The organism is Streptosporangium amethystogenes (genome assembly GCF_000721075.1).
Classification (GTDB): Bacteria; Actinomycetota; Actinomycetes; order Streptosporangiales; family Streptosporangiaceae; genus Streptosporangium; species Streptosporangium amethystogenes.
Genome location: NZ_JOEQ01000024.1, coordinates 37,944 through 60,070, shown reverse-complemented (window position 1 = coordinate 60,070; position 22,127 = coordinate 37,944). Strand labels below are relative to the sequence as shown.

The 22,127-nt window shown below is 67.8% G+C and carries 23 protein-coding genes; 9 read left to right on the top strand and 14 right to left on the bottom strand.

Annotation, left to right across the window (positions count from 1 at the left end; translation table 11 throughout):
• Nucleotides 1-6: 6 nt before the first annotated feature.
• The 5 genes from IG98_RS0128965 to IG98_RS0128945 are packed head-to-tail and all read right to left on the bottom strand — an operon-like array spanning nt 7 to nt 4,930.
• Entirely contained in the window at nt 7-1,287 is a 1,281-nt protein-coding gene (locus IG98_RS0128965; RefSeq protein WP_030919054.1) for an ABC transporter substrate-binding protein, read from the bottom strand.
• Between the two features lie 2 nt (nt 1,288-1,289).
• Complete coding sequence (locus IG98_RS0128960; RefSeq protein ID WP_030919052.1) at nt 1,290-2,417, bottom strand: branched-chain amino acid ABC transporter permease; 1,128 nt, start codon at nt 2,415-2,417, stop codon at nt 1,290-1,292.
• Nucleotides 2,410-3,300, bottom strand: coding sequence for a branched-chain amino acid ABC transporter permease (locus IG98_RS0128955; protein ID WP_030919050.1), 891 nt, complete (start codon nt 3,298-3,300; stop codon nt 2,410-2,412). The genes IG98_RS0128960 and IG98_RS0128955 overlap by 8 nt, the downstream gene beginning before the upstream one ends.
• Complete coding sequence (locus tag IG98_RS0128950) at nt 3,297-4,121, bottom strand: ABC transporter ATP-binding protein (RefSeq protein ID WP_157594580.1); 825 nt, start codon at nt 4,119-4,121, stop codon at nt 3,297-3,299. The genes IG98_RS0128955 and IG98_RS0128950 overlap by 4 nt, the downstream gene beginning before the upstream one ends.
• The gene (locus tag IG98_RS0128945) at nt 4,118-4,930 is read right to left on the bottom strand and encodes an ABC transporter ATP-binding protein (protein WP_030919044.1); all 813 of its coding nucleotides are present in this window, start codon (nt 4,928-4,930) and stop codon (nt 4,118-4,120) included. Before IG98_RS0128945 ends, IG98_RS0128950 begins: the two co-directional genes overlap by 4 nt.
• A 184-nt stretch (nt 4,931-5,114) precedes the next feature.
• Between IG98_RS0128945 and IG98_RS0128940 the strand changes: the two genes are divergently transcribed.
• Both IG98_RS0128940 and IG98_RS0128935 read left to right on the top strand, forming a co-directional pair.
• Entirely contained in the window at nt 5,115-6,314 is a 1,200-nt protein-coding gene (locus IG98_RS0128940; RefSeq protein ID WP_030919042.1) for a PucR family transcriptional regulator, read from the top strand.
• Between the two features lie 94 nt (nt 6,315-6,408).
• Nucleotides 6,409-6,837 (top strand): CBS domain-containing protein, encoded by a 429-nt coding sequence (locus tag IG98_RS0128935; protein WP_030919039.1) that lies wholly within the window; start codon nt 6,409-6,411, stop codon nt 6,835-6,837.
• Between the two features lie 82 nt (nt 6,838-6,919).
• On the opposite strand, the gene IG98_RS54395 is transcribed toward IG98_RS0128935, so the two are convergent.
• Nucleotides 6,920-10,264, bottom strand: coding sequence for a S8 family serine peptidase (locus tag IG98_RS54395; RefSeq protein ID WP_281178542.1), 3,345 nt, complete (start codon nt 10,262-10,264; stop codon nt 6,920-6,922).
• A gap of 357 nt (nt 10,265-10,621) precedes the next feature.
• Here IG98_RS54395 and IG98_RS0128925 point away from each other — a divergent pair, with 357 nt between their 5' ends.
• The 5 genes from IG98_RS0128925 (at nt 10,622) to IG98_RS47465 (ending at nt 13,527) form a co-directional block, all read left to right on the top strand.
• Entirely contained in the window at nt 10,622-10,876 is a 255-nt protein-coding gene (locus IG98_RS0128925) for a Smr/MutS family protein (RefSeq protein ID WP_030919034.1), read from the top strand.
• Nucleotides 10,877-11,335: 459 nt separating this feature from the next.
• Nucleotides 11,336-12,136 carry a thioredoxin domain-containing protein gene (locus IG98_RS0128920; RefSeq protein WP_030919031.1) on the top strand — a complete coding sequence of 267 codons (801 nt, stop codon included), beginning with the start codon at nt 11,336-11,338 and terminating at the stop codon, nt 12,134-12,136.
• Complete coding sequence (locus IG98_RS0128915; RefSeq protein ID WP_030919028.1) at nt 12,133-12,351, top strand: hypothetical protein; 219 nt, start codon at nt 12,133-12,135, stop codon at nt 12,349-12,351. The genes IG98_RS0128920 and IG98_RS0128915 overlap by 4 nt, the downstream gene beginning before the upstream one ends.
• Before the next feature lie 79 nt (nt 12,352-12,430).
• On the top strand, nt 12,431-12,769 hold the full coding sequence (locus IG98_RS50930) for a hypothetical protein (protein ID WP_157594579.1): 339 nt from the start codon (nt 12,431-12,433) through the stop codon (nt 12,767-12,769).
• Entirely contained in the window at nt 12,766-13,527 is a 762-nt protein-coding gene (locus tag IG98_RS47465) for a DUF2637 domain-containing protein (protein ID WP_051753106.1), read from the top strand. The genes IG98_RS50930 and IG98_RS47465 overlap by 4 nt, the downstream gene beginning before the upstream one ends.
• Nucleotides 13,528-13,765: 238 nt before the next feature.
• On the opposite strand, the gene IG98_RS0128900 is transcribed toward IG98_RS47465, so the two are convergent.
• Nucleotides 13,766-14,023 carry a winged helix-turn-helix domain-containing protein gene (locus IG98_RS0128900; protein WP_030919021.1) on the bottom strand — a complete coding sequence of 86 codons (258 nt, stop codon included), beginning with the start codon at nt 14,021-14,023 and terminating at the stop codon, nt 13,766-13,768.
• Nucleotides 14,024-14,221: 198 nt separating this feature from the next.
• Between IG98_RS0128900 and IG98_RS0128895 the strand changes: the two genes are divergently transcribed.
• Both IG98_RS0128895 and IG98_RS0128890 read left to right on the top strand, forming a co-directional pair.
• Nucleotides 14,222-14,437 carry a hypothetical protein gene (locus IG98_RS0128895; RefSeq protein ID WP_157594578.1) on the top strand — a complete coding sequence of 72 codons (216 nt, stop codon included), beginning with the start codon at nt 14,222-14,224 and terminating at the stop codon, nt 14,435-14,437.
• Nucleotides 14,434-14,640 carry a hypothetical protein gene (locus IG98_RS0128890; RefSeq protein WP_030919016.1) on the top strand — a complete coding sequence of 69 codons (207 nt, stop codon included), beginning with the start codon at nt 14,434-14,436 and terminating at the stop codon, nt 14,638-14,640. Before IG98_RS0128895 ends, IG98_RS0128890 begins: the two co-directional genes overlap by 4 nt.
• A gap of 94 nt (nt 14,641-14,734) precedes the next feature.
• Here IG98_RS0128890 and IG98_RS54390 read toward each other — a convergent pair whose 3' ends face one another.
• The 7 genes from IG98_RS54390 to IG98_RS0128855 form a co-directional block, all read right to left on the bottom strand.
• Nucleotides 14,735-18,250, bottom strand: a complete 3,516-nt coding sequence (locus IG98_RS54390; RefSeq protein ID WP_157594577.1) for an NlpC/P60 family protein — start codon at nt 18,248-18,250, stop codon at nt 14,735-14,737.
• Between the two features lie 14 nt (nt 18,251-18,264).
• On the bottom strand, nt 18,265-18,576 hold the full coding sequence (locus IG98_RS0128880; RefSeq protein WP_030919012.1) for a hypothetical protein: 312 nt from the start codon (nt 18,574-18,576) through the stop codon (nt 18,265-18,267).
• The gene (locus tag IG98_RS0128875; protein WP_030919010.1) at nt 18,566-18,958 is read right to left on the bottom strand and encodes a hypothetical protein; all 393 of its coding nucleotides are present in this window, start codon (nt 18,956-18,958) and stop codon (nt 18,566-18,568) included. The genes IG98_RS0128880 and IG98_RS0128875 overlap by 11 nt, the downstream gene beginning before the upstream one ends.
• A gap of 718 nt (nt 18,959-19,676) precedes the next feature.
• Nucleotides 19,677-20,327, bottom strand: coding sequence for a hypothetical protein (locus IG98_RS0128865; protein ID WP_030919004.1), 651 nt, complete (start codon nt 20,325-20,327; stop codon nt 19,677-19,679).
• Complete coding sequence (locus IG98_RS50925) at nt 20,296-20,658, bottom strand: hypothetical protein (protein ID WP_157594576.1); 363 nt, start codon at nt 20,656-20,658, stop codon at nt 20,296-20,298. The genes IG98_RS0128865 and IG98_RS50925 overlap by 32 nt, the downstream gene beginning before the upstream one ends.
• A gap of 3 nt (nt 20,659-20,661) precedes the next feature.
• Complete coding sequence (locus tag IG98_RS50920; protein WP_157594575.1) at nt 20,662-20,835, bottom strand: hypothetical protein; 174 nt, start codon at nt 20,833-20,835, stop codon at nt 20,662-20,664.
• Nucleotides 20,835-22,091, bottom strand: a complete 1,257-nt coding sequence (locus IG98_RS0128855) for an AAA family ATPase (RefSeq protein ID WP_051753104.1) — start codon at nt 22,089-22,091, stop codon at nt 20,835-20,837. Before IG98_RS0128855 ends, IG98_RS50920 begins: the two co-directional genes overlap by 1 nt.
• Between the last annotated feature and the right edge of the window lie 36 nt (nt 22,092-22,127).

Sequence of the window (22,127 nt, the reverse complement as noted above, 5' to 3'; positions counted from 1 at the left end):
CGCGGATCAGCCCACCGGGACCTGGTAGGTCTTGGCCAGGTCGGAGGTGGCGGCGTCCTTGAAGATCACCGCGCCGCCCAGGGCGTCCTTGTCCGGCTTGGCGACGTACGACAGCAGCGAGGCGGGCTTGTCGAACGTGGTGAAGTCCATGACGGTGCCGAACTCCGCACCCCAGGCCGACTGGCCGCGGTGCGCGGCGACCACGGCGGCCCGGGTCAGGTCCTTGCCCTCGCAGGCCTTCTTGAGCGCGTCGACGACGATCGCCGCCGCCGAGTAACCGGCGGAGACACCGCTGTCGATGGCCGCGTCCGGATACTTCGCCGCGTAGTCGGCGGCCAGCTTCTTCATGGCCGGCTGGTCGGCGCTGATCGGGGTGCCGGCGGTGATGTAGTAGAAGTCCTTCAGCAGCGCGGGACCCGCCGGGGTGGGCAGCAGCTGCGGGGAGTAGGCCGAGTTGCTGCCGACGAACGGCACGTCCATGCCCTTGGCGAGCGAGACGCCGACGAGCGAGGCGGTCTGCCTGGGGCCGACGGAGACCAGGATGGCCTTGACGCCCTCGGCCTTGAAGGCGGCGACCTGGGCGCTCATGTCCTGGTCGGTGGCCTTGATCTTCTGCTCCACGAGCTTGAGGCCGAGCTTCTCCGCCGCGTACTTGGAGCCGTTCAGCGCGCTCTCGCCGTAGTCGCCCTCGAAGTACAGGTGGCCGATCTTGTCGCCGGACTTGATGCCCTTCTCCTTGGTGAGGAAGTCCACCCCGTTGATCATGTCGATGTCGTAGGTCGTCCCGGTGACCTGGATGGGCTTGCTGCCGAGCAGCCCGGTCGCCCACGCCTGCGGGATGGTGAGCATGTCGTCGGCCTCGATGCGCTGTTTGACCGCGTTGACCATGGGCGAGCCGACGACGTGGGCGAGGGCCACCACCTTCGGGGAGATCTCGGTGTAGGCCGCGACCGCCTTCTGCACGTCGTAGCCGTGGTCACGGACCAGAGCCTCCAGCTGCCGCCCGCACACGCCCCCCGCCGCGTTCGTCTGCTCGAAGTAGAGCTGCTGCGCCTGGGTCAGGCTCTTGCCGAAGGAGGCGTACGGGCCGGTGAGGTCGGTCATCAGGCCGATCGTGATCTTGTCGGCGGTGACGCCGGGACCGGTCTTCACGCCGTCCCCCCCGACGGCGGAGGGGGCGGCGCCCCCGCTGCCCCCGGTGGCCTTCTCGCTGGCGCACGCGGTGACGGCCAGGGCCAGGAGGGCGAGTACCGCGATTCGTCGGACCGGGGTTCTTGGGATTCCCATTGTCAGTTCCTTGTGTCGGGGGAGGGGGTGGAAGAGGGGGAGAGCGGGGTCTTCCTCGTCGCGTGGACCGGGGCGAGCCGCCGGGTCACGGCGAGGCGCAGGCGCCTGGCGAGGCCGAGCAGTCCGCCGGGCAGGAAGAGGACGATGACGACGACGGCGGCGCCGTACAGGATGCGGGACGCCTCGGCGGGTGAGACCCCGCCTGAGCCGGGCTCGGCCACCAGCGGCAGGGCGTCGCTGTAGCGGCTGAGCAACTGGGGGAGCAGGGAGATGAAGAACGCGCCGATCACCGCGCCCGCGACGGAGCCGAGGCCGCCGATGATGATCATCGCCAGGTAGTCGAGGGAGAGCAGCAGGCCGAAGTAGTCGGGCACGGTGCGCTGGAAGACCAGCGCGATCAGGACCCCGGCCAGCCCGCCGTACATCGACGACAGCACGAACACCCCGGCGCGGTAGCGGGCCACCGGCACGCCCATCACCCCGGCCGCGATCTCGTGGTCGCGGATGGTGTTCATGGCCCGTCCCGGCCGGCCGCGCAGCACCCCGCGGGCGAACAGCGCCGCGCAGGTCAGCACGGCCAGCCCGAGGAACCACAGGCGCTCCAGCGACCCGAACGGCACCTGGGCGACCACCAGTTCGGGGGAGTCGGCGAACACGAATCCGAACAGCTCCATCGGCGGCACCGCCCGCCCGTTGTAGCCGCCCGTCACAGGCTCGGCGTTGAACAGCACGTGCTGGCCGACGAAGATCAGCGCGAGGGTGGCGATGCCGAGGTACGCGCCCTTCAGGCGTCCCGCGATGGGGCTGAACACCCCGCCCGCGACGCCCGCGGTGAGCACCGCGAACAGTGCCGCGACCGGCGTGGGCAGGCCGAGGCCGCCGAGGGCGTGCGTGCCGCCCTCCGGTTCGGCGGCGAAGTAGACGTAGGCGTACGCGCCGACCGCGAGGAAGAACGCGTGGCCCATGGAGAGCTGGCCGGTGGCACCGGTCAGCAGGTTGAGGCCGATCGCCCCGATCGCCGCCGACATCGCGAAGAGTCCGGCCTGCAGCCAGAAGCCCTCCAGGTAGAACGGTATGGCGACCGCCGCCACGACCAGCACCACACAGGAGAGGATGACCTTCTTAGACACGTGCCAGCTCCCTCGTCCCGAACAGCCCCGCGGGGCGGATGAGCAGGACCACGATCATCACGAGGAACGGCGCGACGTCGCCGATACCCCGGCCGAGGAAGACCAGGTCGTTCTGGTAGCCGCTCATCATCGCCTCGGTGACACCGATGATCAGCCCGCCGGCCAGTGCCCCGGTGGTGGAGTCGAGGCCGCCGAGGATCGCCGCGGGGAACGCCTTCATCGCCGCGAAGGTGGTGCTGCGATCCAGACCCGGTGTGGGGAAGACGCACAGGAAGAGCGCGGCGACGGCGGCGAGCGCCCCGGCGACCGCCCAGGCCCCCATCGAGATCCGCCCGCGCCGCACGCCCATCAGCGCGGCGGTCTCGGTGTCCTCCGCGGTGGCGCGCATGGCGATGCCCCAGTTCGTGTACTTGAACGCCAGCAGGAACGCGGAGATCAGGACCGCGGCGACGGCCAGCGCGACGATCCGGGTCTCGGCGATGCTGACGCCTCCCAGGTGCAGCACCCGGTCGCGCCACGGGTCGCCCAGGGCGAGCACGTCGGTGCCGATCTGCCTGGTGAGCTCGGTGGTCAGCACGATGTCGACACCGATCGTCACGATCGCGAGGACGCTGTGCGAGATGACGTTCGCCCTGCGGATGATCAGGAATTCGATCAGGGCGCCCACGACCGCCGCGCCGGCGATGCCCAGCAGCAGCGCGGCCCAGAAGCCGATCAGCGGGTGCAGCCTCGCGATCACGAACCCGCCGACCAGCAGCAGCGAGGCGTGGGCGAAGTTCACCACCTCGGTCGCCTTGAAGATGATCACAAAGCCCAGGGCGATCAGCGCGTACACCGCTCCGACGGAGATGCCGTTCACCAGGAGTTCGAGAAAGGTGATCATGAGGTGACCTCCTCGGTCCCGCTCACGGTCGTGCTCTCGGCCGCCGCGCCCAGGTAGGCGCGGACAACCTCGGGATCGTTCTGCACCTCGCCGGGCGGGCCGTCCGCGATGCGCCTGCCGAAGTCCAGGACCGTCACCGCGTCGGCGAGCCGCATGACCATCCCCATGTCGTGCTCGACCAGCAGGATCGAGATGCCGAGGCTCTCCCGTACCGCGACGATCAGTTCGGCCATGTCGCGGCGCTCGCCGCCGTTCATGCCGGCGACCGGCTCGTCCAGCAGCAGCAGCCGAGGTTCCATGCACAGTGCCCGGGCCAGCTCCACGCGCTTCTGCACGCCGTACGACAGGAGTCCGACGGGCGTGGCCAGATGCTCGGAGAGCCCGACGAACGCGGCGATCTCGGTCACCCGCTCGCCGTGCGCGGCGGCCTCGCGCCGGGCCGACGGCAGCCGCAGCCCGGCGGAGAGGAACCCGGCGCGGGTCAGCCGGTGGCGGCCGAGCATCAGGTTGTCCCGGACCGACAGCATCGGCGACAGCGCGATGTTCTGGAAGGTGCGCGCCACGCCCAGGGCGGCGATGCGGTGCGGGGCCAGGGCGGTCAGCTCCGCGTCGCCGAACCGCACGCTGCCCGAGGTGGCCCGGTAGACGCCCGACAGGACGTTGAAGCAGGTCGACTTGCCCGCCCCGTTGGGCCCGATCACAGCGTGCACACTGCCGGGCTCGACGGTGAAGCCGACCGCGTCCAGCGCGGTGAGCCCGGCGAAGCGCACCGTCACCTCGCGCACGTCGAGCCGGGGAACGGAGGTGTCCGTGCCGCTCACGTGGACCACCTCGCCAGCACGGGACGGGCGCCGGCCGCGGCCTCGGGGGCGTCCTCGATGCCCAGGTAGCGGCGGCGCACCTCGTCGCTCGTGGCGAGTTCGGCGGCCGGTCCCGACAGGACGACCTCTCCGACCTCCAGCACGTAGGCGTGCGAGGCCAGGGACAGGGCCATGGCGGCGTTCTGCTCCACCAGGAGCACCGTGGTCCCCCCGGCGTTGATCTCGCGAACGGTGTCGGCGATCCGGGAGGCCATCATCGGCGCCAGGCCGAGGGTGGGCTCGTCGAGCAGGAGCATCCTCGGCCTGGCCATCAGCGCGCGGCCGATGGCGAGCATCTGCTGCTCGCCCCCGGACAGCAGTCCCGCGCGCTGCCCGGCGCGCTCGGCGAGCACGGGGAAGAGCGTGAGCACTCGCTCCTTCGCCTTGGCCGCCGACCGCCGGCCGGGCGCGCCGAGGGCGCCGGCCCGCAGGTTCTCCTCCACGGTCATCCGCGCGAAGATCCGGCGGCCCTCGGGTACCTGGACGACGCCGCCGGCCACGACGGCAGAGGTGGTGGCGCCGGAGAGCCGCTTCCCGCCGAAGGTGACCTCGCCCGCGGTGATCCCGCCTCGGTGGAACCTGAGGGTGCCCGATACGGCGCGCAGCAGGGTGGACTTCCCCGCGCCGTTGCCGCCGAGCACCGCGACGACCGAACCGCGAGGGACGTCCAGCGAGACACCCCGCAGGGCCAGGACCGGGCCGTAACTCACCGCCAGATCCCTGACGACCAGCCCGGAGTCCCCGGGCGGGCGAGGGGCGTGCACGTCCATGTGTTCCTCCTGTACAGCCGATGAACGCACCCAACCGAGGTGGTTCACCGGCGTCCAGAGGGCCGGGTGAAGTCGGGGCGGGCGCCCATACTGGGCGGGGCGCGGTTGTGCGCGAGTACAACCCCGGATCACGAAACAGAACAGAACCTTGTTCCACTGCCGGACTTGCTGACACGATTCCCAGATGGGGACCCGGCCGGTTACGGATGACGAAGTACGCAGGATCATGCGCCTGGCCGCCCGCCGGCTGCTGCTGAGACTTCCCGAGCTCACCGACGAACTCGTCGCGAAGATCCGTGACACCGATGAGGCGTACCGCAGGATGGTGCCCACCGACGACCACTGGCAGAGCGTCTACGAGGCGATGCGGGACGGCATCGGCGCCATCCTGCTACCCCGCCCGGAGCGGCGTGACCTGCCGCAGGCGGAGAGGACCGCCCGGCGCAGGGCGGAGCAGGGCCTGCCGATGGACTCCCTGCTGCGCAGCTACCGGCTCTCCGCGGAGGTGATGTGGGGCGGCCTCATCGACGTGGTCACCGAGGAGGAGGCCGACAGCCTGCCGGTCCTGATCCGCAGCGCCACGAAGGTGTGGCACGCCATCGACAGGCAGGCGATCGCCGCCGCCGAGGCCTACCGAAGACGGGAGGCCGAGATGTTCGGCCGCACAGCCGAGCGGGTCCAGGCCCTGCTCGACGCGCTCCTTGAGGACCGGGCGGACGCCGCCCTGGTCCGCAGTGCCGCCGCCGCGCTGGACCTGCCCGAGCTGGGCCGGTACGCCGTCGTCATCACCCGGCTGCCGGGCCGCCCCGACCACGGGGACGACGCCCCACGGCCGACCGCCCTGGGCACGATGCGACTGCTGTGGCGGATGCGTCCCGACTACGAGGTGTCGGTGGTGCTGCTGCACGACGCGGACATGGAGCAGCTGGCCGAGGAACTGCGCCCGCACGTCACCGGTTGCGCCGGGATCAGCCCGATCGTCGAGGGACTGGCCGAGCTGGGCCGCGCCAGGCGGCTCGCCGAGCTCGCGCTGCGGACGTGCGTGGGCGACGGCCCGGAGATCGCCAGGCTGGAGGACAGGCTGCCCGCCGCCCTGGTGGTCAGCCAGCCCGAGCTCGCGGGCCACCTCAGCGGAGCTGTGCTGCGGCCCATCCTCGCCCTCGACCAGGCGGACAGGGACGTGCTCCTCGGCACTCTGCAGGCGTGGCTGCGCTGCGAGGGTTCGGCCATGCGCGCCGCGGGGCAGCTGTACTGCCACCGCAACACGGTCTTCAACCGCATCCGCCGCATCGAGCAGCTCACCGGCCGTTCCCTGGCGCGTCCGCTCGACATCGTCGAGCTCACCCTGGCCCTCGACGCGGTCCGGCTGCTGCCCGTTACATGAAGGTCACCCGTTTTGCCGTCTCGGTGGCTTAGCGTGAGGCCTGATTGGGCAGAGAAAAGGGATACCCGCGCCAGGCTGAACCGAGGTGGTGTCAATGCTGATCGGTACGATTCTGCAAGGCAAGGGAACAGAGGTGGCGACCGTACGCCCCAGTGCGACGGTCACGGAACTCCTGGCCATCCTGGCCGAGAAGAACATCGGTGCCGTGGTGGTGTCCGAGAACGGCTCCTCCATCGAGGGCATCGTCTCCGAGCGCGACGTGGTACGACGGCTGCACGACCGGGGCGCGCGCGTGCTGGAGGACACGGTGTCGTCCATCATGACGACCGAGGTCCGCACCTGCCCCCCGGACACCGACGTCGACGACCTCCGCCAGACCATGACCACGCACCGCATCCGGCACGTGCCGGTCGTGGACGCGGGCCGGCTGGCCGGGATCGTGAGCATCGGTGACGTGGTCAAGAGCTCCATCGAGGCGCTGGAGACGGAGAAGGCCCACCTGGTCGACTACCTTCACCGCTGAGCGCCCGTTCCCCGAAGTTCCCGTGAAGACCCGATGGGCCCGGCGCGACGCGCCGGGCCCATCGGTCCGATGTCCCCTCCCGCTACTGGACGTCTATCTTGTCCACCTCGATGGTCACGCCCTTGACCTGCGGTGTCGACGTTCCCGTCGTCACCTTCCCGGTCCCGGCACTGACACCCTTGATCTTCATCGTGTAGGTCAGGCTGCCCCCCGGGGCGCCGGGCGTGCTGGTCACCCGGAGGTCCTCGGTCGGCGGGCCGGTGATCTGGCCGCCCGCGGTGCCGTCACCGTTCTCGGCCCCCACGGTCAGGCCGTAGCCCGCCGGGGCGTCGCCGGGCAGGTTGCCCGGGTCGTAGGTGTAGGTGATGTCCTCGGTCCCGTTCAGCCCGATCCACTGCTGGAACACCTTGGTGTCGGTCGTGCCGTAGGGGTTGACCCGCCACTCGATGACGAGCCAGTCGTTGACGCCGTCGGTCAGCGTTCCGGCGTAGATGCCCGGCGCGCCGGTGCCGTCCAGGTCGGTCCAGTAGGGGGCGAGCACGTTGTTCGGGGTCGAGGGGTCGGGCAGGGTCTGCGGTTCGAACGAGATGTCCGTCGACCCCGAGCTTCCTCCGGCGATCGTGTAGCCGTTGGAGACGATGCCGATCCTGGTGTACGTCCTGCCCGCGTACTGGAACGCGGGGACCGTGAAGTTGATCGCCTGCTCGTCGCCGATCGGCACCGGTGTGATGCCGAAGGCGTCAAGCGGCAGGTACGGGGCCGGCCCGATGCCCGGGGCGATGCCCGGCCGGTCCGGCTGCCTGGCCGCGAGGGTGGTCTTGGCCGTCGCGATCTGGGAGCTGACCTTGGTGGCGCCGGTCACCGAGTTCAGGCGCAGCTTGCTGTCCAGCGTGCTGACCGCGGTGACCTCGGCGTCCTGGAGCGTGTCGTTCCGCACCGTGACGGTGCAGGTGGACTCGCCGGTGTTACGCGGAATGCTGGCCGGGGCACAGGTCTGCTCCACCGGGACGGCGCCCTGCTTGCGGACGAACGCGACCGGCAGGTGCAGGTTGCGCGAGCCGCCCACCTGCTTGAGGTTCACCTGGCCGAAGTACTGCCCCTCGGGCAGGTCGGGCGCGGTGATCACCACGCTGAAGTTGGCGGTCTTGCCCGCCTTCACGGTGACCAGCGGCGGTAGCACCGAGATGTTGGCGCCGGCCACGGTCGTACCCGTGGCGGCGAAGGTGAGCGTCTTGTCCGTGACGTTGGTGACCGTCCGCTTGGCGGTGATGAGACCCGGCATGATGGGGGCGTTCACCGACGGCAGGTTCAGGTCGATGCGGTTCAGCGGGTCGCCGGCCGCGGCCAGGAAGTTCGCGCCCGTCTCGTCCAGGGTCAGGCCGGGGTCACCGGCCTTGGTCAGGTCGATGCGCCCGCCGCCGGTGTCGAACGGGTCGGCCGGGGTGACGCCGTCCTGCTTGGTGACCGAGGTCTTGGCCGTCGTCTCCAGCGCGGACTTCACCTGACCGGGGGTCCAGTCCGGGTGCAGCGCGAACACCAGGGCCGCGGAGCCCGCGACGTGCGGCGATGACATCGACGTGCCCGCGATGACCTGGTACAGGTTGTTCGGCGGGCCACCGGCCGGTCCCTCCAGCACCGGCGTCTGTCCGGCCACGATGTGCAGGCCGGGGGCGGTGACGTCAGGCTTGAGGAAGTCGCCGCCGGGGCCGCGCGAGGAGAACGTGGTGATCCTGTCGCTCTGCCAGGTGGCCTTGGTGCCCTGGGTGAACGAGGCGGTCGCGCCGGGGTTGGCCGACAGGAACGCCAGCAGCGCGTCCGTATCGGGCTTGTCGATGTGGACCGTGGGGAGCCAGTGGTTGTCGGTCATCACGTCGAGCGGGCTGGAGTTGTACAGGATCATGCCGGCCGCGCCGCCCTGCTTGACGTTGAAGCTCTTCAGGACCCGGTTGGGACCGCGCTCACAGAGGACGACCTTCCCGGTGAACAGGCCCGGGGGCGCGGGCGTGGTGCACAGCGCGTTGGAGTACGGCGGCGCCGAGGCCTGCACCACCGGCAGCGCGGAGGGCACACCTCCCGTGATGGAGGCGCCCTTCAGCGTGGCCGTCGCGCCGCCGGAACCGGACAGCGTGATCGTCGACTGGAAGGTCCTGGGCTGGGTGGAGGCCGCGACCGTGGTCACCCACGGGGCGACGTGGTTGACCGTCGCCGCGCCGGGACCCGCGTTGCCCGCCGAGGCCGAGACGAGCACGCCGGCCGCGTAGGCGTCGAGGAAGGCCAGCTCCACCGGGTCGCTGTAGGGGGAGGTACCGCCCGAGATCGAGAAGTTGATCACGCGGACGCCGTCGAGGATGGCTCGGCCGACCGCCTGGGCGGAGTCGGAGGGGAAGCAGCCCTCGACGCCGCAGACCTTGTAGACCGACACGTGCGCCGCCGGGGCGATGCCGTGGATCGGGCCGCGGCTGATGCCGAGCGGGTTGGCGTCGGCGACCGGACCGCCCGCCGAGGTGGTCGCGGTGTGGGTGCCGTGGCCGTTGGAGTCGCGGGCGCTGGTCGGGAAGTACTCGCCGGGGTAGACCGCGTTGTAGGTGTCGAGGAACGGGGCGCCGCCGATGAGTTTCCGGTTGCAGACGAACGGGTCGGCCGCCGGGGTCAGCGGGTTGTCGCCGAAGTTGCAGACACGCGGCGTGCCGTCCTTGGTCGCCGGTACGGCGGGCAGCGTGCCGGGGTCGGCGAACTGGGGGTGCTCGGGCCAGACACCGGAGTCGAGGATGCCGACGACGACGCCCTTGCCGGAGGAGGAGCTGCCACCCAGCTTGTTGTAGATCGCGGGTGCCCCGATGAACTCGGGGCTGGAGTCGGTCAGCAGCTGCTCGGGCTTGTCCTCCTGGACGGCGGCCACCCCGGGCAGCTTCAGCACCGCGGCCGCCTTGTTGGCGGGGATGCGCAGCGCGATGCCGCCGTAGACGGTTCGCAGCTTCTGGCCCGCCGTGGCGCCCGGAACGCTTCTGGCCAGTTCGGCGAGGAAGGCGTTCTCGACGTCCTCGATGTGTTTCTGGTATTTCTTCGCGTCGCCGCTCTTTATGTCAAGAGCCTTACCGGTCTTGGCCGGGCTCGTCGCGGGAAGCCCTTCGAGGCCGCCCTGATAGGCGGCGAAGGAGTCGTAGTCGAGCTTGACCATCACGTTGACCGTGGCGCCCGAGGTCGACTTCAGCAGCCCTTCGTCACTGCGGGCGAGTTTGCCGGTGGGGGACTTCGCGCCCTGGACCGGCTCACCCCCGGTCAAGGGGGTCGCCGTCCACTTGGCGGACGGTGCGGGGGTGGGGGTGGGATCCGCGCTCGCGGGCGGCGCCATCGCCGCGACGAGCCCGAGGCCGGCGGCGAGCACCGCCGCGCGTCTGATCCTCGGTAAGTAGGGCTTTCTGGTCAACGAGACCTCCCTGTCGGCACACATGAGCAGCTCACGTGGCAGGGAGGGGGGCCGTCGGTGCGCCCGGGGCAGGGCATGCCGGGGAAGGCCGTGACCCTCCCCGTCGGGTGACACGCGATCGGCCACCCGGTAAAGGCGGCCGATCATGAATGGCAGCCTAACTAGAGACCATTTATTTGCCTAGATCGTGAAATTGACACAATCATCATTGGAATTGGTCAAATTTCATTGCAGACTGCGCCGGGTGTTCTGGTTATCGCGGAGCCGCTCTCCAGACCCGAGGCACTTGTGGCCGGCGGAGGGGTGCGATGGCCCACCGTGCGTAGACTGACCCAAGATGACACGTGGGAGGCCCGGTTGAAGCTCAAGCTTGATCTACACCCCATCTACAACCGGGGCGGAGAGATCGACAAGGCACTGCGGGGCATCATCGACGAGGCCATTAGGAAGAAGGCCACCGAGGTCGAGATCATCCCCGGCAAGGGCTCGGGCCAGCTCAAGAAGAAGGTCCTGCGCTTTCTGGAGCAGAAGGAGATCAAGGCCCTCTACCACCGCATCGACAAGGACGCCAAGAACCACGGCCGCCTGTTCGTCTACTTCCGCTACAAGTAGCAGGGGTAGGTCTCCGACCTGCGGATACCTACCCTAAATCCCCTCTGAACTGGGATTTCTTGTCTCGCCAGATCCCGTTAGATCGTGGGCGATCCTGGCGTGATGTGCCCTCTGTGTGCCCTGATCATGAGTCCTTTTTTGGTGGCTTCGCGTCGTCCTCGCTGACGTATTGGTGCCATAGCTCAATGGTCACTTTCGACAGGTTCCCGTCCGGGGCTTTCTTGCGCACCTTCTCAACGAGCTCCTCGGGTGCTCCCCGGATTCCCACGAGCTTGTGTTTGTGCTGGCTCGGCACGTTCCCTCCAAAGGTGGTTGACCACCCGAGGTTAACACTCTATGTTGGTGGTTAACCACCCTTCGAGGTGGAGATAGACGCCAACGAAAACGGGCCCGCCCCGGTGTGTCACCACCGGAACGGGCCCTTGATCACCACCTGCGCAAACAGGAAGTAGATCCACCATGCACAGTACCAAGCCCTCGCTCGTCCCCTCTGCTCTTCCCGCGAACCTGCGGACCCGCTCCACTGGCACCATCCACGCGAGCATCACCCCGGGTTACCCCCTCTGCCCGGCCCGTGCCCGCGCCGTCGACGGCAACCCGTACGCCGAGACGAACGAGCCGATCACCTGCGGGCACTGCTTGAAGCTCGCCCCCATCCAGATGGCCGACGTCGCCGAGGACACCGCACCCCTGAGCGGCGACCAACTCGACGGCCTCGCCTGTATCCGCTGCGGAGCAGTCGACGCGCCGATGGTTCCCGCGGGCATGGGCGAGCACGGCCAGCTCTTCGCCTGCACGTCCCACACCGTCGCAACCGAGTTCGGGGTGCGTGGCACCATCCGTACCGCCGAGGGCGAGCAGGTCAAGACCTACACCGGTAGGGACGGCACCCGCGAGGAGGCGGCCGGCCTGCTGGGCGACCTGCTCGGCGTGCAGGAGCGTCAGCGCATCGAGGCGGATGCGGTCATCGTGTCCCGCACCTCGGGCGGCACCTGGGTGCCCGTTGCCGAGGAACCGGAGCAGATCAGCGACAGGGTTCTCCTTTTGGCCATGTCGCTCGGTATGAGCCTCGGTCTCGAAACGGTTGACGAGGTCGGCTATGCCGATGCCGAGCGGGTCATGTTGCAGATGGCGCGCAAGGAGTTGACGCAGTTCGACATCGCCGAGATGTCGAGGGCGTTCCGTGGCGTCCTGGCTCGGCGGCAGGCATCCGAGCAGTGCGACAACCGGGGCTGCCTGATGTGCGAGGTGACCGCGTGAGCGTCCACCAGCCGTGGTGTACCGACCACTCTGACGTGATCTGCTGGTCGGCCCCCTCCGACGAGCCGGGCGCGGTTCAGCTGTCGTACACCGAGGGCGAGTCCCACACGATCCACTTCTACGTCGACGGCGACGCGCTGCCGGTCGAGGACGCCGAGCGGATCGCGCTCGCGATCCTCGCTCGGGTGGCGCTCGCCCGCGGCGCTTCCTCATAGCAAGACGGCCCCGGGTCGGTGGTTGCACACCGGCCCGGGGCCTGGACCCCAACCCCTGATCGAAGCAGGAGACGAGATCGTGAGTACGAACCTACCGTCCACCACCCCGCCGGCGCGATGCCCCGCATGGTGCCGCATCGACCACCAGCCCGGCGAGACTCGCACGGTGCACGCCGCTGAGTTCACCTTCACCGGCCTGTCGATCATCTGGGTTCAGGGCGAGGACGCCGGCGTCCTGCTCGACCCGTTCGTGCGCGTCGTCCACCACATCGACGGCACCGAGCGCACCTTCGAGTACCGAACCACACAGATGGCCGCGGACACGGGCGACTTCATCAGCGCGATCCGCGTGCAGGAGCTGGCCGACGTCACCGCGTGCCTGGTCGCGTCCTACCGGGAGATGGGCGGTTCCCTGTGATCCGCTTCGCTACGACCGTCGCGGTCGTCCTGGTCGCCGGAATCGCCGCGGTGGTCAGCTACCAGCACGCCTACGCTCTCGTCACCGCCCACGGGGAGACCGGTCTCACCGCGATCCTGGCGCCGCTGACGGTCGACGGCGCGATCTTCGCCTCATCCATGGTGCTGCTCGATGCGGCACGCCGGGGACTTCCTGTCCCTGCCCTCGCCCGCTGGACTCTCGGCCTCGGCATCCTCGCGACCCTCGCCGCGAACGTCGCTCATGGGTGGGCGCATGGCGTGGTGGGGTCGATCGTCGCGGCCTGGCCAGCGCTCGCCCTGGTGCTGTCGTACGAGCTTCTGATGGGCATGATCCGCAGGGGTGCAGAATCTACACCTGTCCAAAGTTGGACACCTGGGGTCGAGGTCTCCGAGGTCGAGCAAGCATGGCGCGATGTCGAGGAACTTCTGAGGGTCGCCGAGCAGGTCGAGGTACACCTTCCTCCTGTACCTCCGCAGGTGGCGGCGAGTAGCGATGTTAATGGGCGCGTCGTTACTCACCTGACCGAGGAGATCGTTCCCGAGGTCGAGGTACAGCCCGAGACCGTACCTGAGTCCGATGACCCGCTGTACCCGCTGGCCTTGAGCAACTTCCTCGGCGACGTCGCCGAGGGCGAGGTTCCGAGCGTCCGAACGATCAAGACCAGGATGTCAGTGGGAACTGATAGGGCGCGTCGCCTTCAGGCGTACCTCGGGCGGCTGGTCGAGGTCGCCGCGTAGGTCGGCCGGCCGATCGGTGACTCTACGAAAGCGCAGATCACCCCTAGTGAAATAACTGTCGCAGATCTGCGACAGTCAAAGGAGGCGGAGAGTCGCCGGCGGGTGCGGTGAGTAGTGCAACTCCGGCAGATCTGCCGGAGTTTCCCGCGCGTACTGGTCGGACAGTCATCAGAAATCGAGGGTGATTCACCCTCGGATTCGGTTCCCCGCGCGTACGGGTCGGACACTTCCCGACCTGCTACGTCTCGTCAGCCGGCCAGTTTTCGCGGTCGGCGACGAATGATCCTCGCTGCGGCAGCGTCATGACCCATCCCTCCTCGCGGAGCAGGGCAACCGCGGCCCGCGCGGTATCGCGGGCTATGCCGTGGTCGGCGACCATGCTCGACTCGCTCGGGATGGGATCGCGCGGCTTCAACTCACCGGCCTTGATCCGGTCACGGACGACTCGCGCCACCTGCTGGTAGATGGGCGTCGGGTCGAAACGGTCGATCTCCATGAGTTAGACGCTAGAGACGTCGCCTACCTCGCTCATATGGGCAACGTCCTAGACGAGGTAGACAAGGGCATCGTATGGTCAAACCGTAGGTTCACCGAAAGTGACGACCCCGGCAGGCGCTGTAACGCCGTACCGGGGTCTTGATCGGACGGGAGGGTCCGACCCATGCACGAGCATGGCACCATAAACCGCGCCGCGTTGACTGCTGACGAAGCTACGGCGCTCGCCTCAACCATCGGCCACGCCTTCCCCAGGTGGGCGGTATGGCACCTGAACGGGTGGTGGTACGCGGCCGGCTCGTACCCCAACAGCATGTGCTCGCGAACCCTGCACGCTGACGGTCCCGGGGATCTGTGCCGCCAGCTCGACCACTGCGAGCGGCTCCCCCTGGCCATGCAGAAGGCGCCGCTATGACCCCCGAAGAGATGGACAAGCTGCATGCCCAGGCGGTGAAGCGCGGCGCGGACCCTAAGAAGCTGGACAAGCTTCGCCAGGAAGCCCTGAAGGAGTGCGGCAGCGTCGAAGAGATGGCGCGGTGGGCCACCTGGCTCGAAAAGCTTGACTACTACTACCGGGACCTGCGGGGCGAGATCTTCCGCGACCGCTTCCGTCTCTGATCTTCCTTCCGGGCATGCTCACACTCCTGCGTTACCAGGAGGCCCCGAAGGAAACGGTGGCCGCGGCCTGGAGGGGACGCGGCCACCGTCATGTTCACCTACCGCCGCGGGACCTCGACATCCAAGCGAGCTCCCGGGCGATCTGCGCTGGCGTCTGGCTCTGCGTCGCGTGGAACTCGCCGATAGACACCAGCGGCCCATCACCACCGCGGCTCGCGCCACCCTGCGTCATGGCGTTCCACTGCTGATCGGTGAGGACCCTCTCCGGGCGGCCGGTGCCGTTGTAGACAAGGCTGTGGCCGGTCGGCAGATAGCCGCCATCGTCGTACGTCGGCGGCCGACCGATCACCTGAGCCGCACGCGCGGCGACCTCCCGAACGTTCAGGCCGGTCTGCGGTGCTTCGATGATCGTGTTCGGTGAGGAGTACAGCCACACATGGCCGTTGTGCGGGAAGCCGAGCATTCCGGCCTGGGGCTTGGCTACCGGCGTGACCCAGTTGATCTGATCCTGCGTCACCCGAGGTACACCCTGCACACCTGCGGCCTGTAGGGCGCGCATCACCAGACCGGAGCAGTCGAACGAGTTCGGGCCGGTAGCTCCCCACTCGTACGGCTTACCGATCTGCTGACGGGCGTACGCGACGGCCTTCCCGCCGGACAGCCCGCCGGTTTCGGCGTCCTTCTTCGTGAGGAACGCCACGACGTCGGCCACCATCTTCTTCGGCACCCCGACGAGGAGTTTCGCCCACTGGCTGTTGCCCATGGCTGCGGCGGCCTTGTCGAGCAGCGGATTCAGGAACGCCTCACTGCCTGCCTTGACGCCGGAGGCGAGCAGGTCACCGATGATGCCTCCGCCGGCAAATCCACCCATGAACCGGGCGGCGCCGGACACTCCACCAGAGCGGGCGGCCTTGTTCGCCTGGTCGACGAACCCAGACCCAACAGCGCGCGTCCACTCCGGGCGCATGATGGCCTCACCGCCGGACACCGCGGCCAAGCCGATGTCACGACCTGGCGTGTACCCCGGGTAGATGCCGCCCGTGGCGAGCTGCGGAATCTCCTTCAGCTTCACGTCAAGACCAAGAGCATCGGCCACTGTGTTCCACAGCTTGACGATGCCGCCGTTATAGACCGTGCCGATGATGAAGTTAACCGGCTTCTTCGCGTAGTCCTTGACCTTGTCCCACGCGGTCTGAATCATCCCCACGCCCTTGTCGAACGCGTTCGGGATGTCTTTGGTGACGGCGTCCTTCAGGAAGTTGAAAACCGGAAGGATCACCTTGTTCCACGCGTCGTCGATCGCTTGGCCGATCTTCGAGAACGCGGGCTTGATCACGTTCTCGTACAGCCATGAGATCTTGGGCGCCAGGACCGTCGTGATGAACTCCCACAACGCCTTGAGCGCCGGCTGAATGACGACGGTCCACGCGGTCTTGATCGCTTCGCCTGCTCTGGTGAACGCGGGCTTGATGATGTTCTCCCACAGCCACGAGATAGCCGGGGCAAGCACCGTTTTCGTGAACGTCCACAGAGCATTCAGGGCGGGCTTGATGACCGTGTTCCATGCCCACGACACGACTTCGCTGATCTTCTTGAATGCCGTGTCGACGATCTGCCGGAACGTCTCGCTGTTCTGGTAGGCGTACGTCAGCCCGGCAGCGAGCAGGGCAAGCGCCGTGATGATCAACCCGATGGGGTTGTCGCTCAGCGCGACATTCAAGATCTTCTGCGAGATGCCCCACGCCTTCACGCCGAGCGCGACTGCACCGATCGCGACCGCGATGCCGGCGAGCACCTCGGGCGACATCTTGGCGATCACACCCGCCAGGGAAGACAGCCCCGACAGGGCGCCGGACCCCAGCGGAGCCAGACCGACAATGAGGTTCTTGACCGCCGTGGCCACGTTGGAGAACAGCGTTTGGACGGTCGGCCAGTTCGCTCTCACGAACGCAACGAAGGACTTGAAGCCCTGCGACTGTCCGAGGTTCTGCCCCCAGATGGAGAACTTCGCGGTGATCTTCTCGATGCCGCCGACGATCGTCGGGACGAACGGCAAGAACGCCTTGATCATCCCGGCTACACCGGTCGTGATGTTGCCGAAGCTCTTACCGAGACCAGTGATCGCCGTAGGGGCGGCCTTCGACAGATCGTCGAAAAACGACGTCCAGAACTTCCCGCCGAGCGCCTTGCTCGCGGACTTCTCCAGCCCCACCAGAGCCTTCGACGAGCCAGTGATCAGCGGTTCCAGTGGCTTGAACAAGCCCTGCAGAACCTTCAGCCCGCCGGTCACCGCGGGCAGTACGGCAGGCTCCAACCGCTGCTGCCACGCCAGGTAAGCCGACTTGAACGCCTCGATCTGCTTGGCCGCGGTCTGCGCTGCCGGCGACAGCTTCACCATCTGGGCGACCACACCGCCGGTCGAGGCGGCCTGCTGCTTGGCTGCGGCGGCCTGCTGCAGCTGCATGACCCTGAGTTGGCGCTCGGCGTCCTCAACCCGCTTGTTCGCCTGAGCAATCTTGTTCTTGGCGGCGACGACCTGGGCGCTGCCCTCGATGCCTGCCTTATCGGCGGCCTTCTGCTCAGCCTGCTGCCGCTTGTTCCGAAGGGTCGCTTCCTTCGCTCGCTGCTCGGCCTGCCGCACCGCCAGCTCAGCCCGCTTGTACTCCAACTCCGACGTCTTCGGGTCCGCGGACACCTCGGCCAGGCGCTGACGAGCCTCCTCGACACCGAGCAGGGCATCCTCCTCGGACAAGGCCGCATTCCGGGACGCGAGCGCCAGATCCTCGGCCGCGCGCTTCGCATCGACCCGGGCGCGCGTCAGCTCCTGCTCGGCGACCAAAGCGGCCCGCTTGGAGTCGGTAACCCTCTCCTCGGCGCTGGCCAGGTTCAGCGACTGAATCGCGGCCTGCTGAGCCGCACCCGCCGCTCCCGACACCGCCGAGCGGGCGGCCTTCATCGCGGCCTCGTTCGCCTTGCTCGCCTCGGCGATCCGAGACAGCGACGGCACCGCGACCGCGGCCAGACCGGCGATACCCACACCAGCGGCGACCGCGGCACCCGCCACACCCGCCACGCCAAACGACACCGCAGCGACCGCAGGCAAAGCAGCCAGGGCAGCGGTGACCAGTCCCAGACTCGCCAGGGCGCCGGCGACGTCGACATCCACGCGGGCATGCGCCGTGCGGCCATCGACCCGAGACAGCTCGGCGTCCACCGCTGTCAGCTGCGACACCGCGGCGCCGATATCCGCATTCACCGAGACAGCGGCCCGCTGACCGTTGACCCGCGACAAAGACGCCAGCAGCTCCCGCAGTCCCGTCTGAGCCGCTCCCGTGTCCGCGTCTACCCCGACGTGGGCGCGCTCCCGTGCGAGCTGCTGAGCCTCCTTACGCACCTGCTCCAACGCAGTGGAGGCGGTCTTCGTGTCAGCCCCGACAGCGAACTGCACGGCGCGCTGAGCCTGCTCGGTCAGGCCGCGGTGAACCTCCTTGCCGACGTCGAGCCCCAGCTTGTACGCCGGGCCAAGAACCTGCTTCTTCAACCGCGAAATGAAGTCATCCGCTGATGGGATGACTGGAACGACAACTTCGCCAGCTACGAATTCCGCCATGAACTCCTACTTCCTCAACTGCACTGATGGGCCCAATGGCCGCCGTCCCGCAGATGGCACCATCGAGCATCGACGTGGTACAGGCCGCTGTCTTCCACCCAGGCATCAAGCACCGTGAACGCCCCGCTCCGCCCCATCTCCGCCAGAGGCGGCGGCGCCGGCATCTCCAACTCCTCGGCCAGCTCGACCAGACGCGCATACGACGTGCACGCCATCTCTTCCAGATCCGGGGAGAGCATCGAGGCGTACTGCGAGAGCGTCACCATCTCGCACGCCTCAGTCAGTAGCTCCTGGTCGTCGTCGACCTCGACCCACCTACGCGCCACGGTCCCACCTCGCCCGCGACGCCTTCCGCGCGTTCTCCGACACCGTCATCCCGTCACCACTGCGACCATCGGCCAGACCAGGCAAAGCCAGCGACGACGCTAACCCGCGCAACGCGAGCCGCTGCTGACGAACCTCGGCGAACAACCGGTTCGGCACCAACCCCTGAGACGGAGAGAGCACCATCGTGGGCGCGTCCTCCAGCTCCACGGCCAGCCGCTCCAACACGTCGAGAGTCCGGCAGAACTCCCGCACCACATGCAGCTCGTCCGTGCGGAAGTTGTACTCAACCGTCAGCTTGTTCCACGCATCCAAGCCGCGCTCAGCCAGCCCCGGCGGTGCAGGCTGCGGCGGCCTGGTCTTCAGCTGTCTGACACTGCGCACTAGGTCTCCTTAGGAACTTCGTCATGCACGGTGAGGGCCGAGCGCTATCACGTACCGGTGCCGCTTTTATCGGACATCGAGGGACCCCCCCACCCACATCGGGATGAATCGGACACTGATTCATGCGATCAGACCGGGGTGAGGCTCGTCGGGTCGCTTCTTCGGGATGCGCTTGGCTTGTCGTCCTGCTGCTGCCTGCTGGCCTGTCCTGAATGCGTGGTGTGAATGACACAGCAGACGAAGGTTCATCAGGTCGTGGTCGCGAGGGTCGCCGATGTGGTCGACTTCGAGGCGTTCGACTGATCCGCAGACCTTGCCGTCTGTGACCCATCGACAGGTCTTGTCTCGCCGGTGTATGGCGTCGCGTCGTGCTGGCCAGTCGACGGGGAGAGGGTTGGTTCTCCTGCCTGGTGTGGTCTCGACTCTGTCTCGGGGGTTGGCTTGTATCCGCCTAGCCATGGTTCTCCTGGTGTGTGATGGCCCCGGCCCGTCCCGACACGTTCGAGCCGGGGCCTGGTCGACGTTGCCGCGCCTGAGGAGGAGGGTCCTTCGCGGCGACGTCGGGCTTATCGGGTGGCTTGCCACCATTCCCGGATGGGGTCGATGGGAGGTTCGCCGGGGACGGTCGGTGTGCCGAGGGTTTGCGGCCTGTCGTTGGTCTTTTCCGGGCTGCTGACTCCGAATAGGGCGGGGAAGCGCTCTCGGATCGGGTCTCGGCTCACTTGGTCTGCTCCTGCTGGCGCATCTTGGCGAGCATGGCCTGTCGCATCTCTTCCCGGCGCTGTGCCTGCTCGGCGGTCTCCTGCCGGGGTTCGCGCTTGCCCCGCACGAGGAGGCCAGGGGCAAGGATGCCGTCGCTCTTGCCGAGGTCGCCGAGGGCGGAAGAGATCGCGTCGGCGATGGTCCGGCCTGGCGCTACGTAGGTGATGGTCTGTTCGCCGACGACGACGCGGTCAGACACTCCCATGGCTGCTTCGCGTCTGCTGATGCCGGCTGTGGGTTCGTCGCCGATGCGGACACCTTCACGGGCGAGCGCTCCGTACGCTTCGCGGAAAGCCTCTTTGCGGCGGTCTGCTCGGCGGACGATCGAGGCGACCGCGGCCCGTAGCGCCTCGATGTCGTCGTTCTCTCCGGGGTCGTCGTACGCGGTGAGGAGCTGCTCGGCGATGGCGCGAACACGGTCGAGGCGGTCGGCTTCTGCCTGCTCGGCGGCGAGGATCTCGGCGGCCTGCTGGAGCAGCTTCTCGTGCTCGGCGGCATGGGTGGTCTGGGCGAGTTCCTCAGCTGTGACGGTTTCGTCTCCGGCCAGGATGCGCGCCTTGAGGGCGTCGAGGGTCTCAGCCGCGGTTCTCGTCTTCGTCGTGCCCATGGGTCTCCTTGATTCTGATCACCACCCATGACCGGCCTTCTTTGTGGGCGCCGGCCATTTGGCCTGTTTCGCAGAGGTGGCGGACCCAGCGGGCCGAGCAGCCCATGCGTTCCGCCATTTGCGACGTGCTCATTACAAGGATTTCAGGGGCGCCGGATTTACTTCCGTCAGCGGAAGTAGGGGTGAAGACTCGGCGGACGATGTCGACGACTTCACGCGGGATGGGGAGTCCGACGGCTTTGTCTTGGTGGGCGTGCCGGATGACCCATGCGTCGAAAGCGGAGACGGCCCCCAGAGCAAGCGGGCCGTCTCCGTGGCGCTTCGTCGTCACCGGCTACTCGCTGGTCATCCACGAGTTGACGAGGGCGCGTCCGTACAGGTTCGCGAGGAGCGTCTGTCCGCTGGCGACGTCGCGCATGTAGTGGATGCCTACGGCTGCGTGGTAGTTGTTCGTCACCCAGGCCAAGACGATCGCCTCGGCGAGGTGGGCGCGAGTCTCTTCGGGCATTACCGTCCCTCCTTCTTCTTGGCGGCCCGGTTGGCGTTCTGCCGGCAGTTACGGGAGCAGTACGCGGTGCCTTTCCGGGCGGGCGTGAATGCCTTTTTGCACCATCCGCATTTGGGCTTGGTGGTCCGCGGACGCCCGGGAGCAGGCTCGGGCGGGTCCTCGATGGGCGGGATGTCAGGGACAGTCAGCTGATCCTCATGAACCGGCGCCACCACCTCGGCAGCCTGCGGGACGTCTTCCGCCATTTCCTCAGTGTCAGTTTCGTCATGCCCGCTGACCTGGGATTTCGACACTTCTGACACTTCTGACACAGGTGGTACCAGGTAGAGACCGCGCTTCGGCTTGACGAGCCGACCCGCCTTGAGCTGACGATCGAGGTAGGTGTACGCGTCCTTACCGAACCGTTCGACGACGTCCTTCGCCTGTACGCCCTCGGGATGCTGGCCGACGTAGTCGAGGATGCTGTTCGAGGTCTCCGACAGTCCGGCGGACTCTTCCCGCTTACGGACGTTCTTCGCGGCCTCACTGAGGGTCTCGCCGTCGAGCTTCCAGAACCGGCCATCGGTCATGGTCACCGCATATTCGCCCTCGGCGACGTCGCGGCCGGTGACGTTGATCAGACCGTCGGTGGACTGCCGCTTGCGGGACAGCAGGATGATCGTGTCAGCCGACCCGGCGAGTCCCTGCGTACCGGATACGGCGTCGATGAAGTCGCTGGACTCGGCTTTCCGGTCATGGTGGATGACGACCAGGGCGAGCTTTGGGTACATGTCGGCTATCCGCTTGAGCTGTCCGCCGATGCGGTAGTCGCGCTGATAGCTGCTCTCGCCGGGGCTGGCGTTCGGCATGACCTTTCCCAGGGTGTCCAGCACGAGGAGCGTGGTCTCCGGGTAGGAGGCAAGGTATGCCTCGATGGTGATCACGATCTGTCCGGGCGGAACGGTCGTCAGGTAGTTGAACCGCTCAGGGATCGGTACCCCTTCGCCGAGGAGCGCGCGGCATCGGTCCTGCATGCGCCGGTCGCCGTCTTCGAGGGCGAAGTACATGACGGTCTGCGGGTCACCCACGGGGATCACGCCGAGGGCGAGACCGCCGCTCGCCGCGGCGAGCAGGATCCCGCCCATCGCCCACGACTTACCGATTTTGGGCTTGCCGATGAACAGGCTGAACCCTGCAGGGATCAGACCAGGCACCACTTCATGGATGGGCTCGAAGACCTGCTCGTCGAGCCACTTTCCTGTTCGCAGCCCACCCAAGAGACCCGTGTCAGGAGTGTAAGAAGTGTCGGAATC